The organism is Mucilaginibacter rubeus (genome assembly GCF_014643835.1).
Taxonomy (GTDB): domain Bacteria; phylum Bacteroidota; class Bacteroidia; order Sphingobacteriales; family Sphingobacteriaceae; genus Mucilaginibacter; species Mucilaginibacter rubeus.
Genome location: NZ_BMKD01000005.1, coordinates 160806 through 179066 on the forward strand (window position 1 = coordinate 160806; position 18261 = coordinate 179066).

The following is an 18261-nucleotide window of genomic DNA, read 5'->3' on the forward strand; positions in this document are numbered from 1 at the left end:
GAAATAAACGATACTTGTCACATGGTTACCACTATAACTGAGGGTGTTAAGGTTTCCATCGAAACCATATATCAGCCGGAGTATTCAAACCCGGCAAACGATCATTTTATGTTTGCCTACAAGGTAAGCATCGAAAACATGACCAACTACGCCATCAGGTTGATGAGCCGTCACTGGTATATATTTGACTCAAACGGTGCAAAGCGCGAAGTGGAAGGCGAAGGTGTAGTAGGCCAGCAGCCTGTTATTGAGCCAGGCCATACCCATGAGTATGTATCAGGCTGTAACCTTAAAACCGACATGGGCAACATGAAAGGCGAATACCACATGGTCCGGCTGTTGGATAACGCCAACTTCAATGTACAAATCCCGGAGTTTTATCTGATAGCGCCATACAGGCTGAATTGAGAGTCAAGACGGCAAGATTCAAGAAACAAGAAAGACAAATCAAAAATATAAAGAAAAGCCCTAACGGAATCACTCCGTTAGGGCTTTTCTTTATATATGGTTTTAAGATTGGGGCTATCGTTGTCTTTCCCTATGCGGTCTTTCTTCGCGCGGAGCCAAAGCTTGCCTGCGGGGAGCTCTGTTGCTATGCTGAGCGGCAGCCCTTGCGGCACCATTATTTACTGCCGCGACATTTGTCCTCCTGGCTGGAGAATGGCTGTTAGCGGAATTGTCGGCAGATGGTGCAGCATTACCAGCATGAGCCGGATTAGCTGCTGCATTTGCTCTTACTGAGGGTTGTGCCCTGCTTCCTTCCGGTGTAAAACGGCTTCCGTTGACCTTGTTCATGGCAGCGGTTGCCGGATGCCCGTTATTATTTTTCGCAAATTGGCTTGGGTCTTTTACCGCAACCTGCCGGTGGGTAATTTGATCAGCAGTAGGCTGTATGTGATTTTCCTTTTCGGCAGCCTGCTCTTGCGGCTGTGGTTTTGCGGTCACACCACCCGGTCCGTTAAAACTGTTATTATTAACGGTAACGTTGTTATTGATAACAGTTTTGTTGACATAGGTATTATGCACAACCGTGTTATTAACATTCACAACAGCGGTATTGTACTGAAATGAATTGCCGGCCCAGCGTCCGCCAACATAACCGGTTCCAACATAACCGTAGCCGTAGTTTACACCGCCGTAAAATCCGATGTGCGGGCCCCAGTAGCCTTCATGAAAAACGTATACTGCACCATCGTATCCCCAGTAACCAGGCGTCCACAAATAACCCACCCTGGGTGGACTCACCCACACTCCCGGAACCCAGTAATATCCGCCATCCTGGTCATAAGCCCAATAACCGGGTGTCCATAAATATCCATCAACAGGGCAGGGCGGCTGGGTATAGGTAGGCAATACAGGCGGTGCTATATTTACAGAAACACCTATACTGATTTGTGCATAGGCTTTAACGGATGCTGCTGACACTATCAAAAGCACCATAAATACACTTGCTATTTTTTTCATGATATATGATTTTACCCAAACCTACCCGTGTAACATGAACATTACATTAAGTTTCGGCCTGTTAAATGAACAGATCATGAAGATTAAAAGCCCCCCGGCCCCCTAAAGGGGGAGTGCAAGTGTCATTTTAAAACACAAAGGCCTGTTTCCGAATGAAACAGGCCTTTATAATTACAACAATCCTTCCCCCTTTAGGGGGTTAGGGGGTTAATTCCTCCTGTTAAATAAAAACGATGCATAGTAAACCAGCGTAGCCAGAGCGCTCAACGCGGCAACTACATAGGTCATGGCAGCCCACCAGAGGGCATCTTTTGCCATTTCATGTTCTTGTCCGGTTTGTACCACAGCATAATTGTTATCCAGCCACGCCAACGCCCGGCGACTTGCATCAAACTCAACCGGCAGGGTTATAAAGCTAAAAAATGTAACCAGTGCAAGCGCGGCAACACCAACTGCCAAAACATAAGGGCTACCTGAAAAGAATAACAGCATAATGCCGATGAACAAAGTCCACTGGGTAATAGTTGATGCCACGTTGATAACGGGCACCATAGCCGATCTGAAACTTAACCAGCCGTAAGCTTCGGCATGTTGCACAGCATGGCCGCATTCATGTGCGGCGACAGCGGCAGCGGCAATGCTGCGGCTGTAAAAAACATCGGTACTCAGGTTCACTGTTTTTGTTTCGGGGTTATAATGATCCGTAAGCTGTCCTTCAACACAAATTACCTGTACATCAAAGATACCATGGGCGCGCAGCATCTTCACGGCTACTTCCTGTCCCGATAAGCCAGACATTAAGCCAATTTCAGAATACTGCTTAATTTTACTCCTGAACCGCCATTGTACAATAAAGCTTACCAGGGCAACAATAATCATCAGGAACCAGGCCGAGTTCGGCGCGATGTATCCCATAATTAATGATATGTGATTCATATGATATTGATAAATATAAGTTAAAACTAAGTAGGTTGAAACCTTACAAACGTTACAGCGCTTGTTCAAAAACTATTCCGCTTTGAGCAAAAAGTTTAAAAGCATTAGGTTACCTCAAAGTTTTTGCTTCCCGAATAGCTATTTTTGAACATGTTGGAGCCATCATTTTCATACTGGGAGCGTACAGCCTTTACCGATAACGCCGATGTTATCATTATTGGCAGCGGACTTGTTGGCCTTAGCGCCGCCCTTCAGTTAAAAAAACAGCAACCAACCTTAAAAGTTTTAGTGTTGGAACGCGGCTTCTTACCATCGGGCGCCAGTACTAAAAACGCTGGTTTTGCCTGTTTTGGTACAGTTTCGGAGCAAATTGAAGCAATAAATCATTCATCAGAAACGGAGGCCATGCACCTGGTAGCTTACAAGTGGAAAGGACTGCAACGTTTAAGGGAAAATTTGGGTGATGCTAACATCGATTATTATCAATATGGCGGGCATGAACTGTTTATGGATCATGAGGAAAGCCACGCACGTGAGTGTATTGATCAAATAGATCACCTTAACAAATTATTAAAACATGCTATAGGCCATGCTGACATTTATTCAGTAGCCGATGAAAAAATTGCAGGTTTTGGCTTCAATAAAGTGAAGCATATCATATACAACCCTTTTGAAGGACAGATTCACACCGGCAAAATGATGCGTGCTCTATTATATAAAGCATACCAACTCGGCGTATTGGTACTTAATAATTGTGGCATTTCCGTTATCGGGCAGGAAGATCAGCACATCAGGCTAAGTACCTCGCAAGGTATTTTTAAAGCGGGCAAAGTGATCCTGGCTACAAATGCTTTTGCAAGCCAGCTATATCCTCAGCTTGATGTAGTACCCGGCCGCGGACAGGTAATGGTTACCAAGCCGGTTTCCGGTTTAAAACTTAAAGGCACTTATCATTTTAACCAGGGTTATTACTACTTCCGCAATATTGATGGGCGGGTGTTGTTTGGCGGCGGCCGCAACCTCAATTATAAAGCTGAAGAAACCTGGAATTTTGGCCATACCGATGAAGTTAAACAGCAGTTGATAAACTATCTGAACCAGGTGATCCTCCCCGGCCAAAATGTAGAGATTGATTATTGGTGGAGCGGCATCATGGGTTTCGGGCAGGAGATCAGCCCGATAGTAAAACAAGTGCAGCCTGATATTTTCTGTGCTGTGAGATGCAATGGCATGGGCGTGGCCATGGGGAGTTTGGTGGGCGAGGAAGTGGCAGAGTTGTTACTTAATTCGTAAGTAATTGATTTTCAAGAACCCGGTAAATTACTCGCCGATTTTGTCTGAACTCGAATTTATGAAATTAAAAGAATTCATCGAATTTGCTTAGCATTCTGTTAATTGATCAAATTCCATCAATTCGAGTTCAGACGACAGCAACACAGGTAAGAATAACCTGTTATTAGCTAAATAGATAAGCGCCTGGCACTACTGCAAATCTTTTTTGAAATTTTTTTTAATCCCTGTTGAATATTTGATTTAAAAGTCTGATATTTGCAAACTCTTTTTGGATAAAGGGTTGATAATTAAAAATATTTGTCATGTCAAGAATTTGTGATCTAACAGGAAAAGGATCTATCGTAGGTAACAACGTTTCAAACTCAAACGTTAAAACAAAACGCAGGTTTCATCCTAACTTGAAACTTAAAAAGTTTTATATTCCTGAAGAAGATAAATGGATTACCTTAAAGGTATCTACTTCTGCTGTAAAAACTATCAGCAAAAACGGTATTACCGCCTGCATCAATAAATTTGTTAAAAAAGGCTACATTTAGTAGTTGACTTTCAAGTTTAGCAGTATAATAAATTGAAAAATTACGTAAGCCGTGAGGTGACACGTACAACATAAAAAGAAAATGGCAAAAAAAGGCAACAGGGTTCAGGTGATTTTAGAGTGCACCGAACACAAAACAAGCGGTATGCCAGGCATGTCTCGCTATATCACCACTAAGAACAAAAAAAATACAACTGAAAGATTAGAGTTGAAAAAATTCAACCCTGTTTTGAGGAAAGTAACCGTTCACAAAGAGATTAAATAATTAGTTGACCGGATTGATTGGCTCATTAAGTTTTATCTTGATATAGCCAACTCAATAATTCACTAAATCAATAATTAAACAACATGGCAAAGAAAGTAGTTGCAACGCTGAAAGTAGCAGGTAAAGGCAAAGAATATTCAAAAGTGATCACCATGAATAAATCACCTAAAACTGGTGCTTATTCATTCAAAGAGCAAATTGTCCCTAACGATTTAGTTAAGGATGCAATTGCAGGTAAAACTATATAATCACTCTTTGATTAAAATATTGAAGCCGTCTTGTTTTAACGAGAGGGCTTTTTTTGTTGAATGAAATTAGATGTGCAAATTTCAGGTGTGCAAATGCGCAGATGAAGAAAGGTGATTTGATATGGCAACATATTTGAATACTGAAATTAGTACATTGAACAAACAATCTGCACATCTGAAATTAGCACATTTGCATATCAACGAACATGGGATTATTTGATTTTTTTAAGAAAAAGGAAAACACGCAGCAGGAACAGCAGGCGCTTGATACCGGTTTGGAAAAAACCAAGGATAACTTTTTTTCAAAGATCACCAAAGCCATCGCCGGTAAATCAACCGTTGATGATGATGTGCTGGATGAGCTGGAAGAGATCCTGGTTACATCCGACGTTGGCGTAAGCACCACGCTCAAGATCATTGACAGGATCCAGGCCCGTGTTGCCCGGGATAAATATGTAAGCACCAACGAGCTGAACACCCTGTTAAAAGATGAAATTCAACAACTGCTTGCCGAAAACAACAGTAACGACTTCCGCAATTTTGAATATGGCGATCATAAGCCATACGTAATTATGGTAGTTGGCGTTAACGGCGTAGGTAAAACCACCACCATAGGCAAGCTGGCCCATAAGCTTAAGCAGGCTGGCAACCAGGTTGTTTTAGGCGCTGCCGATACCTTTCGTGCAGCCGCGGTTGACCAGATTAAACTTTGGGGTGAACGTGTTGGTGTAAAAGTTGTTGCTCAGGCTATGGGTTCCGATCCTGCTTCAGTTGCTTATGATACCCTTCGTTCGGCTGTGGCCAATGGCGATGATGTAGCTATTATAGATACTGCCGGCCGTTTGCATAATAAAGTTGGTTTGATGAACGAGCTAACCAAAATCAAGAACGTGATGCAAAAGGTGATCCCCGGTGCTCCGCATGAGATACTGCTGGTACTGGACGCCTCAACCGGGCAAAACGCCATTGAGCAATGCAAGCAGTTTACCGAAGCTACCAATGTAAACGCCCTGGCGCTAACCAAATTGGATGGTACAGCTAAAGGTGGTGTGGTTATAGGAATATCAGATCAGTTTAAGATTCCGGTTAAATATATAGGTGTTGGCGAGGGAATGGATCACCTGCAGCTGTTTGACAGGCAGGCGTTTGTTGACAGCTTGTTTAAAGCTTGATTTTTTGATTTCAGTGATTTTTTTGATTTCACCGATTACCCATGGCAAGTTATGAAAACGATTCATTAACAGAGAGAATAATAGGCTGTTGCTTTGAAGTTCATAAACATTTAGGGCCAGGGTTTATCGAAAAAGTATACTCAAAAGCTTTACAACATCAGTTACAAATAGAAGGTTTAGCTTTCGAAACAGAAAAGAAATTCGAATTATATTTTAAGGAAAAGTGTGTTGGAGAATTTAGATGTGATTTTTTTATTGAAGGCAAAGTTATTGTTGAACTAAAAGCAGTGACCGGCCCTTTTTTACCGATAATTTTCCAAAAGCAACTCTTATCCTATTTAAAAGCAAGTAAAATCAAGACAGGCTTATTGATTAACTTTGGCAATGTAAGTTGTTCAATTAAAAGACTGTCTGTATAAATGGAATCAGTGAAATCAAAAAAATCACTGAAATCAATTGGAAATAATGAAGACAAAAGAAATTTCCCGTCCATCTGTTAAGCAGGCCAAACCCCGTGTAAACGTGGTTACGTTAGGCTGTTCAAAAAATATTTACGATTCGGAAATATTGATGGGCCAACTGAAGGGCAACCAGTTTGATGTGGTGCATGAGGCCGAGAAGGTAGGCAAAAATGATATTATAGTAATTAATACCTGTGGCTTTATTGATAATGCCAAGCAGGAATCGATAGATACTATTCTGCAATACAGCGAACTTAAGGAGCAGGGCAAAGTAGGTAAGGTAATTGTTACCGGCTGCCTGAGCGAGCGTTACAAGCCTGAGCTTGAAGCCGAGATCACCAACGTTGATGCCTATTTCGGTACCAATGATCTGCAAAACCTGCTGGCTTCTGTAGGTGCAAATTACAAGCACGAACTTATTGGCGAGCGTTTATTAACAACGCCATCGCATTTTGCTTATTTTAAAATTGCTGAGGGCTGTAACCGTCCGTGCTCGTTTTGTGCCATCCCTTTAATGAGGGGTAAACACCTGAGTTCGCCGATTGAACAATTGGTTGAGGATGCAAAAAAACTCGCTAAAAACGGAACAAAAGAATTGATCCTGATTGCACAGGATTTAACCTATTACGGTCTCGACCTTTACGGCAAACGCAATCTGGATGAGCTGCTTCGCCGTTTATCTGATGTGAACGGTATCGAATGGATCAGGTTGCAATATGCTTATCCTTCAGGTTTCCCGATGGAGATCCTGGATGTGATGAACGAGCGCGAAAACATCTGTAAATACCTTGACATGCCTTTGCAACACATCACCGATAACATGCTGAAATCGATGCGCCGTGGTATTACCAAGCAAAAAACCATTGATATTGTGAACGAGATCCGCGATCGTGTACCGGGCATTGCTATGCGTACTACGTTAATCACCGGTTACCCGGGCGAAACCCAGCAGGATTTTGAAGAGATGGCACAATGGGTTGAGGATACCAAGTTCGACCGTTTGGGCTGTTTCACCTATTCGCACGAGGAAAAGACCCACGCTCATACTTTGGTTGATGATGTACCTGAAGAAGTAAAACAGGAGCGTGCCGATGCCATTATGGAAATCCAGCAGGGCATTTCTTTTGATAAAAACCAGGAAAAGATCGGCAATACCTATAAAGTGCTGATTGACAAAAAGGATGGCGGCTATTTTGTTGGCCGTACAGAATTTGATTCGCCCGAGGTTGATAACGAAGTTTTGATTGATGCAAGCATTGATTATGCTACCGTTGGCAGCTTTGTTAACGTAAAGATAGACAGTGCAGAAGACTTTGACCTTTATGGACAAATTGTAAAATAATGTTAATTTGCGGTCGGCTGTAAAGCGATTTGCGATTTATAATCTAATTTCGACATCAGCATTTAATTTTATTTGCTGATGTTTTGTTTTAGGGGAAATCTGAACTGAGCATCCAAAACCCGAAATCAACAATGGACGCATCCTGTATAAGTTATAAAGACACCGGTTTTTTTTCAAGCACAGTTGCCGAATATATCGACAATAAACCCGAACTACGCCCTTTTTATGGTTACCGTCCGGATATGGCCGGTTTTGCCGAATTTCTGAAAAACAAAAAGGTAGTTGCTGACCGCGAAGTGCTGGTACGTGTTTTAACTAAGCAATATGAGTGTTTAAGCAAAGAGCCGGGTAAATTATGTACTTATTCAACTGCCCTTACAGCCCAAAACCTGGAGCTGTTAAAGCAGGATAATACCTTTACCATTACAACCGGCCACCAGCTTAATATCTTCGCCGGGCCTTTATATTTCCTTTATAAAATTGCAACGGCTATCAAACTGGCTCGGCAATTGAAAACCGCCCATCCCGATAAAAATTTTGTGCCTGTTTACTGGATGGCCAGCGAAGACCACGACTTTGCCGAGATCAACTATACCAACATTGGCGGTAAAAAAGTACATTGGTGGTATGAAGCCTCGGGGGCAACCGGCCGTATCGACCCGGTGAGCATGCGCCAGGCACTTAACCAGTACAAAGGCGTTTTAGGTATGGAAGGCCATGCAACCGAGCTGGCCGAAATTGTTGAAACCGCCTATACCAAATTTGATAAGCTTGCCGACGCTACAAGATATCTTGTTAACTCACTTTTTGGGCAGTACGGTTTGGTGATCATCGATGCCGATGACCATGAGTTTAAAAAAGAGTTCGCGCCTTTTATGGAGCAGGACATCATCGGTCAGCATAGTTTTAAAAACATTACCGAAACTAACCAAAAGCTGCATGAGCTTGGTGTACACATCCAGGTTAACCCACGCGAGATCAATTTCTTTTACCTGAAAGATCAGCTTCGCGAGCGGATAGTTTTCGAGAATGACAGCTATCATGTGCTCAATGCCGAAATCAGGTTTACTGAAGCTGAGCTGAAAAAGGAGATCGCCGAATATCCCGAACGCTTTAGCCCTAATGTGGTGATGCGCCCGCTGTACCAGGAATGTATTTTACCAAACATTGCCTACATCGGTGGTGGTGCAGAGGTAGTTTACTGGCTCGAGTTGAAATCCAATTTTGATCATTACAAAATTGATTTCCCTATCCTCATCCTTCGCAACTCGGCTTTGGTAATCAAGAAAGAACAAGCTGCCAAGATATCACGTATGGATCTGGATGCACTTGCCTTGTTTAAACAAAGCGATGCCCTGCAAACCTATTGGATCAAAAAGCACAGCGGCCATAACCTGAGCATTGCCGAAGAATGGCGCGAAATGGAAAACCTTTTTGAGAAAATAAAACTCCGCGCATACAAGATCGACCCTACGCTTTCACCATCAGCTGCGGCTGTACAGGCCCGCCTTAAAAAGGCAATGGATAACCTTGAAAAGAAGCTGATCCGTGCCGAAAAAAGAAATTACAGTGTACGGTTGGAGCAGCTAACCGCTGTCAAAGCCGAGCTCTTCCCTAAAGACAGCCTGCAGGAGCGTTCTGAAAACTTCGGCCTCATGTATGTAAAATGGGGGCAAACTTTTATTGATGAGCTTATCCGCCTGTTTGAACCGCTTGATTTTAAGTTTACGGTATTAACGGAAAAATGACAGCAGGAAGCAAAAGTTATCCCAGCACCGGCAATTACGAAAAACTTGCGCCAGATGGGGTGGTGGGGAAGACGCAATTATGCGTCTTTATGAGGCCTACCTTACATTTACCGCTCTCGGAAACTTCAATATCAAGCCGGGGTCAGGTATATTCTTCCGCCAGATCTCTTTTTCCGAAAACTTAGCTACGCCGGGATAATCGCCTTGTTTACCTTCCATATCAAACATCAGCTGGAAATGCAAATGCGGTGGCCAATGGCCGTTTTCATCGGCATTGCCAATGGTTGCTATTTGGCTGTTTTTAGACACAGGCACCCCTTTAGAAAGCCCGTTCAGGCTTTTACGGCTTAAATGCCCGTACAGGCTATAAAGTGTTAAGCCATCAAGGTCGTGTTGTAAAATAATGGTTGGGCCGTAATCACCAATGGTATTATTATCCTGGTAACTGTGTACCATGCCATCAAGCGGGGCATATACCGGCGTTCCGGCGTCGCTCCAGATATCGACACCCAAATGCAGGCGCCGGGGCTCATCATCTGTGTCAAAATGACTGCTAAAGGCATAAATGGTACGGTGTTCCATATACCCGCCAATACCGTAACGGCAATGGTTGTCATGCAGCTTTTCGTTTACTAACTGGCTAAACATCCACGGCTTGTTAATAACCTCAGCCGTCAATTCCTTATTGGCGGCGGTAAGGTCAAAATGGTAAAGGCGGTCATGATCTGCATCAAAATCAACCACTTTGCCAATGGCTTCGGGATGATTGTTAACGTAATTAGCAAACAGCGTGTGCCGGTCCATCAGTGACTATTAGTTTTCTTCGGTATCGGGCTGGCGTTCCTCTTTACTGATCTTATCAAAGATCTTGTCCATACGCTCAACGTATTCGCTGGTGTCATCAACAAAAAACTCAAGCTGCGGAATGATCCTTACCTGGTCTTTGATGCGGGCGCCCAGTTTGTACCTGATTTCCGAAGCGTGCGATTTGATGGTATGCAAAGCGGTTTGCACATTGGGATTGCCCAAAAAGCTTAAAAATATACGGGCTATGGCCAAATCGGGCGTTACGCGTACCTTGGTTATGGTTACCAGTGTATTAGGCAAATAATTCATGCCTTCGCGCTGAAAAATAGCTGCAAGGTCTTCCTGTATTACTCCGGCAAATTTTTGCTGACGTTTTGATTCCATGGGTTGTTAGTTACGCCGATAAGGCAGATGAGTGTTTAATGCTTAATGCAAAAGCCTAAGTTATTGTTTTAGGCTTTTATTAACAATGGCGGCAGGGGGTTAATTACATACGTCCTGCGGGATCTCTTTGGTTATTTTTACTACTTTTTTTACAACGAGTGTACTGTCATATTCAGACCCGCGACCAACATCGCCCGATTTTGATTTGATGCCCTCAACCTCAACGTAAACCGGTTCGTAGGGTTTTTCGAAATTGAGCTGCGAATACTGAAGCTCCAGTTGGGCCGAACTGTCAACAGCCCAAAACTCCTGGCCGCTATCGCAATCTTTAAATGATTTAATTTCAGGACCTGCACTATACAAGCCTTTATAAAGCGTAACCCCGTCTTTTTTATGGGCATCATTATTACATGCGTAAACAGCAATAACAACAAGCAGCAGAACAAAAACTTTGATATACCTCATACCCATTTAACAAATTTACAAATCCTGTTTGATTTCATCCAATCCTTTAATACTTAAACGGGCGCTGATGCCGGCAGCTATTACCGAAATGCCGCCAACGGTTAGCAGCACCAGGCCAAAATCCTTAATTTTAAGGTCGATAGGATACGAGTCTAACACCGACATTTTGGCCCCCATTTTTATCCATCCGTAATGCTGCTGCAACAGGCAAAAAATGGTGCCCAGCGTTATGCCGATAATACAGCCAATAGCGGTGATCATCATTCCCTCAAAAAAGAAAATCCCCTGGATCATATTTTTATTGGCGCCCAGTCCGCTTAAAATGGCAATGTCCTTGCGCTTATCAATAACCAGCATGGTTAACGAGCCAATGATATTAAATATTGCGATGATAAGCACAAAGGTAAGGATCATGTAAACCGCCCAGCTTTCGTAATTAAGGGTTTTGTAAAGTTCGCTGTTTTGTTCCTTGCGGTTTTTTACGGTAAAGTCTTTCCCTATTTTATCCTGGATGTCTTTTTGCATGGCATCGATATTGGTGCCGCGCTTAAAATTAAGCTGTAGTGAAGAAACATTTACCGGCTGGTCAAGCAGGTCGCGGGCAAACTCTATGGGGGTTATGGCTATATCATCAAACTCCTGTTGTGTGTCGAATACGCCCGATGGGTTAATGCTGCGTACAACAAATTCATTTAAAGGATTAGCCGAGTTTTCCGCATCGCGCCGCGGCGAATAGATCTGCATGGACGAAAGCTCGTCATGAACATTAATACTTAAGCTCCCCTGTATGGTAGCGCCAATAACGGCAAAATTTTGATCGCCGCTTTTAAGCGTGAATGAGCCGCTGGCTATGGTACTGTCGAGCTGGTTGTTTTTCAAAAAATCATCGCTCACGCCCATTACGGTACCTAAAAATGGTTTATCGCCATATTTGATCAGGGCTTTTTCCTGCAATACTTCGGTAAATGAAAATACGCGCGCATCTTTATGCAAAGAGGCGAAATAAGATGTATTGGGATTGAAGGTTTTGCCAACCTTGGCTTCTATCTTTATTTCGGGCGTAAAATTACTGTATTGCGAAAGGATAAATTTTTCAAAACCATTGAACACCGAAAGAATGATAAGCAAAGCCGCGCTGCCAATGAGCACCCCCAACATGGATATACCCGAAATAATGTTGATAGCATGCATTTTTTTGCCCGAGAACAGGTAACGCTTTGCTATGTAAATGGAGGTGTTCAATTGTGTGGGAATTATGCGTTCAGGTTTTGCTTATGCTCAGTAAAACGTTGCTATGATGTTAACTAAGTTAAAAACGGATTGTTTTGTTTTTCGTAGCCGATGGTTGTTTCGGGACCGTGGCCAGGATAAACGGTAACATCATCAGGCAGGGTAAACAGTTTGGTTTCGATGTTATCAATCAGTTGGGTGAAGTTACCTCCCGGCAAATCCGTGCGACCGATGCTTTGCCTGAACAGGACATCGCCCCCTATCAATATCTTAGCCTCTTTATCATAAAAACACAAGTGAGCGGGTGAATGGCCGGGTGCGAATATCAGATGCAGCGTAGTATTGCCAAAGTGAACACTGCCGGTTTCAGGCAAAAATTCATCTGGCATAGGCGATACATCGTAACGGAAGCCCATAGATGGTGCATAAGCTACTACGGCTGCCAATACTTCCGACTCGCCAACGTGGAAACGGGGCTTAAGGCCATACTGGTCGAACACAAATTTATTGCCCAGCACATGATCGATATGGCAATGGGTGTTGAGCAGCATAACAGGCTTCAGGTTATTGTTTTTGATAAAGCTAACAACAGTGTTTTGCTCGGGCGCGGTATACATGCCCGGGTCAATGATCACACATTCGCCGGTTTCATCATACAAAACATAAGTATTTTCCTGGTAAGGGTTATTTACAAATGATATAACTTTTGCCATGCGGTAAAAGTACGGAATAAATTGATTGGGATAAGTACGATCCGTAGAAGCGAATCATATACGCAAATACCGACGGTTACAAATTAAAACTACACCCTAAAACTTCAGAGGTGATTTTGCCGGTTAGTTCATATACCAGTTCGTATTGGTGCGCTTCATTATAAGCGAACATGACCACCTTTTTATCTTCAGGATCAATAATGAAATATTCCTTTACCCCCACTTTTTCGTACAGGTTTTTCTTTTTTAAAGTGTCATGAATACGATTACCGGATAGTATTTCAAAAACAACATCAGGTGCACCATGAATGCCATCCTTTTGGATAATTGACTTATTTTCATTCAGGATCACCAGTACATCCGGCTGTAAAACGGATTGTTCTTGTTCGAAATAAACATCAGCAGGAGCATGCAGTATTACGCCCTTACCTGTTTCTTCCAAAAAATTATAAAGCAGGGCCGAAAGTTTTACGGAAATGAATTGATGGTCGGTGTTGGGTGCCGGGGTCATGATGAGTTGGTTGTACAACACTTCGCATCTGGTACCCTCGGGCAGCCTCCGGTATATATCGACAGCAGTTGCAGGGATGGTAGGACTCATGTTGTAAATACTTTTATGCTAATTTAGTTAAAACGGCTTAAATAAAAAAGTATGCTACGCCGCCGTTGCCCCTTCAATCAACTCCACCTCCGCTACCGGGCTAAACAGATAGATACGCTTAGTAGCTACTTCGGTACATTTAAAGCGCTTACGCAGCTTTTCGTCTTTGCGGAACACTCTACCGTCCTTTAGCTTAAACAATGCCTTAAGCGGGATCTTTTCTACCGTTAAAATTGCTTCGGATGTTTTGGGGGGATCATATTTGCGCAGCGAGCGGTACAGGTTCAAATCTGAGCAGCTTGACGCCGCCGGGTTATCCAGGTAGTTTACAATAGCCTTTTTAACATCTGCCGGGAAAATCTCTTTTTCAAAAAATGGCTGCATCATTTTTTTGAAATTGTTTTTCCATTCTGTTCCGTGAGGTTTGGCTTTTTGCTTATGCTCGTTCCAGGTATGCAGGTGTGCAAACTCATGCACTGTAGTTACCAGGAAAGCATAGGGGTTAAGGTCGTAATTAACCGAGATACGGTGACCTTTGCCGCCATAAGGTGAGCGGTAATCGCCAAATTTACTGTTACGGTTGCGCGAAATTTTAAATTCACATTTGAAGTAGTCAATCCACCGGGCAATGAGCGGGGCCGCTTCTGCCGGTAGATATTTCTCTAAAACTTTTACTTTATCCAATTTTTACCTCAATACAAATGTAAGAATTTGTGGTTGATAGTCCATAAACCATAGTCGATGGTTTGTAAAACTTTGATTTACTCTCTAAGCTTCTGCTGACGGTTATTTGCTCTAAAGTATAAGTCTGCCGGGATGGGCAAACCTCTACATCCAATCTCATCCTAAATTTAAAGGGTGTAAATTTTATCTTTCCCCTTCCTTTTTCTTCACCTCCCTGGTCATCTTCAAAGTCAACAACAACAACAACCCTAACGAAACAATAATAGCAACCCAAATCAGTACAGTGTAATCTTTCCCGGCAGGTTTTGCTGCCACTGCATAGCCGGTATTTTTAACAACAGCCTCATGTTTAATAACCGGGGTGTTCCCTCCAATACTATCAGCAAAAAACTTAAGATCATATTCCGGGACCTGAGCCGAGGGGTCACCGACCAGGAACCGGTAGCTTTGCTTAGTTTCAAGGTAGCTGATCAAATATTCGTCGGATTGAAACGCTTTGATCTCGCCGATGCTCAGCGGTTGGTTATCGCCATTGCTTATTTCTATTAACAGGTGATTGGTTTTTGCAGCAATTAACAGATCAGGCGTTTTATCTGATGACAGCTCGGCTTCGCTCAAGAGCTCCCTGCCATTGTTTACAAACTGGTAAACGGTAACACTCCGTTTATAATACCTCGGCGCGCTGATATTGAGGTGCAACTTATTTACCTGGTAATTATCGTTCAGCTTAATGTCGATAAAGGTAGTTTTATTACTATCGGTACGGGTGATATTTAAAGGCGCAACAGGCGTGTAACTTTGAACTGTTGATGCGTACTCTGTATAAATGCCGGCCTCCAAAAACTTAACCGGGTTTTTGTTTTTATCGTTTACCTGGATTTTTAAATAGCGATAATTACTCGCCGGAAACGATAACGATTGCAGGTAGGTGCCTTCACTGTTTTGTACAGCTTCCTGCAAGGGGATCTCTTCCTGGATGGCAAACCACTGTTTCAGATCATCGCTGCCCAGCAGGTTCACTTTACGTTTTACGGCTGTGTTTTGCAGCCTGATCCAAAGGCGGTCGAGTACCAGTCCGGTTTTATTTTCTATGATAAAAACAGTACTGGTATCGGTTTTTGGCGTGTTACTGATCTCCGGGAAAACAACAAAGCTTTGCTGGCTTCTTTGCGGCAGGCTGCCAGCCTGGATGTAAGGCACAAAGTCGCCTTTCGCGTCTGCAATGCGAATGTCCGACAGGTCGGGTTTGGCCTTTGCTACCAATTCCGGCTGTAAGCCAATGCGGTAAAAACCGGTGCTGTCAATCTTGTGCAGCGCGGCTTTATATTTAAAATTTTTTTGTGCCGATGCCGGTAATATAGCCCCGCAAAGCAGCAGTGTTAAAAGTATTAGCTTATTCATTTTTTTTAGCTTCATCATCGGCAATGGATCTTTTTGCTGTTCGCTGGTACATAAAGGCCACAATAAGCAATAGTACTCCCAAACAAAAGAAAGCAGCTATTTTACCCCAAACCGGGATGTTTTTAATATCGAACAAAAATAATTTTAATAGTGTGAGCGAGAACAGCGTTAGCGAAGCTACACGCATCACCCGCAGTTTGTACCTCATGCCCAGCCACATCAATGCGAAGGAAAGCAGTCCCCATAATACGGGTAAGCCGGTTTTTACGTATACGGTTTCTATTTGATCGATAGAATTAGCTTTACTAAAAAATAGCAGGTTGCTCATCAGGCTCACCTCAAAACTTAAAAACAATACAACGCCCGCGCTTAATACCCAGGTAAACGCTTTTTTCAGGCCTTCGTTCATATTTTGCTGACATAAGCGGATCACCCTGTAAAACAACAGACCGATAAATACAGCACCAATCCAATGTGCCATAAAATGACTGGTCGACGGCTTCTTAGTTTCGAGCATCAAATGTTGCAGGGAATAATATTGTGGTGTAAGTAACAGGTAAACAACCAGGCAGATGAACAGTATCACAAATTTTGTGTTGCTGCTAAAATTGATAACTTGTATTTTGGGCGATGACGTATAGTAGATAAATACAAACACAGGCGTATACACCATCGCATATAAAATATTAAGGTTGGTATCCGGGTAATGGTTCAGGAACTGGTGGTTGATCTCCAGCAGGCCGCTTAAATAAAGAAGCACAAGTGCGGCTACCCCAAAAAGCTGCTCAGTAAAAACATTGGTGTGCTCCACCTTGGTTGAGTCCTTTTTAACTAATACCGAAAGTAAAAATGAACTCACAGCAGCAAATAGCGTAGTGATGAAACCCTTATTTGCAATTATGGTTAAACTCAAACTGTAGTTACTATAAGTCTGGTACATGTCCATTAGCAAGCTTAGCAACATGGCTATCCATAAAAACACAGCTGTATATTTCATGAGCTGAATGCCAGAGCGCAGGTACAGCCAATAAAGCAACACCGTTTCTGAAGCCCAGAAAATGGTAATGTTATTGCCATGCAACTGAATAGGAGCAGCTAACGAAATAAACGTGAGCGTAATGCCGATAAGCAGGTACAAAATATTAGTATCCACCTTACGATTGCGGAACAGGACGTATGAAAGCACCAGGTTTACCACAGCCAGGCAAATACAAAACAAACCCCGGTATTGCTCAGCATGCATCATGGTTAACAGGTACAGGCCGGTAGCAAAATATAACCCGGTATTAAGAAGCAAAATGCTGAAATCGGACGCGATAAATTTTTTGTTTTCGCGTACGTTGTTGGCTATATTGATAACAAAGTAAAGCGCGTAAAAAATGCTGGCGTAAATAAAGCCGAAATGGTAGGTAGGAGGTTTAAGTGTATACAGCACCGTTGAAAAAACAATTACCGTAAAACCAAACGAAACAATGTTAAGCACCCTCCATGCTTTATAGTACGCAATGATGAGCAGCCCGGTATTTAATATCAGCAGATAAATAAACAGGCCGTTATAGTTGGTGCTTCCGTTGCTCACCATAAAAGGACTGGCAAAACCGCCAACCAAAGCAATTACGGCCAGTTCCTGCTTATCATATAATAAGGAGAGTACCACTGCAAAAATGGTGATCACAATTAAAATGATGAATGCTGTTGTTTGGCTATTAAACAAGTTAAACTGTTGATAGGCCAGCGTTATGGTAAAATAAAACACAGCCAGACCACCGCCCACCAATACTGAGCTGAACGCTTTATAACTGTTGCGGAGTGCGTGTGCAACACCAATCAAAATACCGCCGCAAACAATACCTATGCCCACGCGGCCTACTAAGCCTATCCAATCGTTATCGATAGCATATTTTACAAAGAAGCCAATGGCCAGCACCAGGATGGCTATGCCTATTTTATTGATGAGATTTTCGCCAATGAATTTTTCCAGGTCGGGATGGCGCTCAAAGAAAGACGGCCTGGGCTGCAAAGGTTTCGCGGGCCTAAAATCGCGTGTTTTTATAGGGCGATTGATAATCGACTGGCTGTCTTCAATAACTTCGGGCTGCCGTTCAATTTTTGGAGGTGTAATAGGTTCTGGTTTTATCTCTGCCTCAACAGGAGCTTTCGGTTTTTCAACAGGATGTTCTGGTATAAAAGGTGCAGGTGGCGGAGCTATGATTGCAGGTGCCCGTTCTTCTGCTTTTTTGACATCTTCAGCACCCGGCCGGGTTATCTTAAGCTGTTCAATAATACCTTTTAGTTCGAATATTCTAAATTCAAGTTCTTTGATCTTATTGTTTAAACTGCCCTTGTGGTTCAGCATCATGATAATGACAACCACTAATAAAAAGACGGCTAATACATCCATAGTTTTAGGTTTGTAAAAAATAAAGATAACGGAATTATGAAACAATCCACTATCGGGATAGATAACGGCAGGGGATATGGCCCTTAAAATGATCAGACTTGTGAATAAATT

Annotated in this window: 20 protein-coding genes; 9 read left to right on the top strand and 11 right to left on the bottom strand. The window is 42.7% G+C overall.

Annotated features, from left to right (window positions below):
- Positions 1–21 precede the first annotated feature (21 nt).
- Positions 22–408, top strand: a complete 387-nt coding sequence (apaG, locus tag IEX80_RS17565) for a Co2+/Mg2+ efflux facilitator ApaG/CorD (RefSeq protein ID WP_188833635.1) — start codon at positions 22–24, stop codon at positions 406–408.
- Between the two features lie 114 nt (positions 409–522).
- Here apaG and IEX80_RS17570 read toward each other — a convergent pair whose 3' ends face one another.
- Positions 523–1464, bottom strand: a complete 942-nt coding sequence (locus tag IEX80_RS17570; protein WP_229701668.1) for a YXWGXW repeat-containing protein — start codon at positions 1462–1464, stop codon at positions 523–525.
- Between the two features lie 207 nt (positions 1465–1671).
- Positions 1672–2400 carry a zinc metallopeptidase gene (locus tag IEX80_RS17575; RefSeq protein ID WP_090532294.1) on the bottom strand — a complete coding sequence of 243 codons (729 nt, stop codon included), beginning with the start codon at positions 2398–2400 and terminating at the stop codon, positions 1672–1674.
- 150 nt (positions 2401–2550) lie between these two features.
- On the opposite strand from IEX80_RS17575, the gene IEX80_RS17580 reads away from it, so the two are divergent.
- From IEX80_RS17580 to bshC, 8 genes are all read left to right on the top strand, one after another.
- Entirely contained in the window at positions 2551–3693 is a 1143-nt protein-coding gene (locus IEX80_RS17580) for an NAD(P)/FAD-dependent oxidoreductase (RefSeq protein ID WP_188833636.1), read from the top strand.
- 302 nt (positions 3694–3995) lie between these two features.
- Positions 3996–4229 (top strand): 50S ribosomal protein L28, encoded by a 234-nt coding sequence (rpmB, locus tag IEX80_RS17585; RefSeq protein ID WP_022830076.1) that lies wholly within the window; start codon positions 3996–3998, stop codon positions 4227–4229.
- 81 nt (positions 4230–4310) lie between these two features.
- Positions 4311–4493: a 50S ribosomal protein L33 gene (rpmG, locus tag IEX80_RS17590; RefSeq protein WP_022830075.1), complete on the top strand. Its 183-nt coding sequence runs from the start codon at positions 4311–4313 to the stop codon at positions 4491–4493.
- A gap of 83 nt (positions 4494–4576) precedes the next feature.
- Entirely contained in the window at positions 4577–4741 is a 165-nt protein-coding gene (locus IEX80_RS17595; RefSeq protein WP_090532298.1) for a DUF4295 domain-containing protein, read from the top strand.
- 206 nt (positions 4742–4947) lie between these two features.
- Complete coding sequence (gene ftsY, locus IEX80_RS17600; protein ID WP_090532299.1) at positions 4948–5913, top strand: signal recognition particle-docking protein FtsY; 966 nt, start codon at positions 4948–4950, stop codon at positions 5911–5913.
- Between the two features lie 41 nt (positions 5914–5954).
- Positions 5955–6332, top strand: coding sequence for a GxxExxY protein (locus tag IEX80_RS17605; RefSeq protein WP_090532301.1), 378 nt, complete (start codon positions 5955–5957; stop codon positions 6330–6332).
- A gap of 46 nt (positions 6333–6378) precedes the next feature.
- Positions 6379–7716: a 30S ribosomal protein S12 methylthiotransferase RimO gene (gene rimO, locus IEX80_RS17610; protein ID WP_090532303.1), complete on the top strand. Its 1338-nt coding sequence runs from the start codon at positions 6379–6381 to the stop codon at positions 7714–7716.
- A 131-nt stretch (positions 7717–7847) separates the two neighbouring features.
- On the top strand, positions 7848–9464 hold the full coding sequence (gene bshC, locus IEX80_RS17615; protein ID WP_090532305.1) for a bacillithiol biosynthesis cysteine-adding enzyme BshC: 1617 nt from the start codon (positions 7848–7850) through the stop codon (positions 9462–9464).
- A gap of 96 nt (positions 9465–9560) precedes the next feature.
- On the opposite strand, the gene IEX80_RS17620 is transcribed toward bshC, so the two are convergent.
- From IEX80_RS17620 to IEX80_RS17660, 9 genes are all read right to left on the bottom strand, one after another.
- A complete protein-coding gene (locus IEX80_RS17620) occupies positions 9561–10268 on the bottom strand; it encodes a peptidoglycan DD-metalloendopeptidase family protein (RefSeq protein WP_090532307.1) in 708 nt (235 codons plus the stop codon).
- Positions 10269–10277: 9 nt separating this feature from the next.
- Positions 10278–10655 carry a 30S ribosome-binding factor RbfA gene (gene rbfA, locus IEX80_RS17625; RefSeq protein ID WP_090532309.1) on the bottom strand — a complete coding sequence of 126 codons (378 nt, stop codon included), beginning with the start codon at positions 10653–10655 and terminating at the stop codon, positions 10278–10280.
- Positions 10656–10754: 99 nt separating this feature from the next.
- The gene (locus IEX80_RS17630; protein ID WP_090532839.1) at positions 10755–11120 is read right to left on the bottom strand and encodes a hypothetical protein; all 366 of its coding nucleotides are present in this window, start codon (positions 11118–11120) and stop codon (positions 10755–10757) included.
- Positions 11121–11135: 15 nt separating this feature from the next.
- Positions 11136–12362 carry an FtsX-like permease family protein gene (locus IEX80_RS17635; RefSeq protein ID WP_090532311.1) on the bottom strand — a complete coding sequence of 409 codons (1227 nt, stop codon included), beginning with the start codon at positions 12360–12362 and terminating at the stop codon, positions 11136–11138.
- Positions 12363–12424: 62 nt separating this feature from the next.
- Positions 12425–13063, bottom strand: a complete 639-nt coding sequence (locus IEX80_RS17640; RefSeq protein ID WP_090532313.1) for an MBL fold metallo-hydrolase — start codon at positions 13061–13063, stop codon at positions 12425–12427.
- A 76-nt stretch (positions 13064–13139) separates the two neighbouring features.
- Positions 13140–13664, bottom strand: coding sequence for a Uma2 family endonuclease (locus IEX80_RS17645; RefSeq protein WP_090532315.1), 525 nt, complete (start codon positions 13662–13664; stop codon positions 13140–13142).
- A gap of 54 nt (positions 13665–13718) precedes the next feature.
- Positions 13719–14348, bottom strand: a complete 630-nt coding sequence (locus tag IEX80_RS17650) for a SprT-like domain-containing protein (protein WP_090532317.1) — start codon at positions 14346–14348, stop codon at positions 13719–13721.
- Between the two features lie 183 nt (positions 14349–14531).
- Entirely contained in the window at positions 14532–15749 is a 1218-nt protein-coding gene (locus IEX80_RS17655) for a hypothetical protein (protein WP_175490068.1), read from the bottom strand.
- Complete coding sequence (locus IEX80_RS17660; protein WP_188833637.1) at positions 15742–18150, bottom strand: DUF2339 domain-containing protein; 2409 nt, start codon at positions 18148–18150, stop codon at positions 15742–15744. The genes IEX80_RS17655 and IEX80_RS17660 overlap by 8 nt, the downstream gene beginning before the upstream one ends.
- Positions 18151–18261 lie beyond the last annotated feature (111 nt).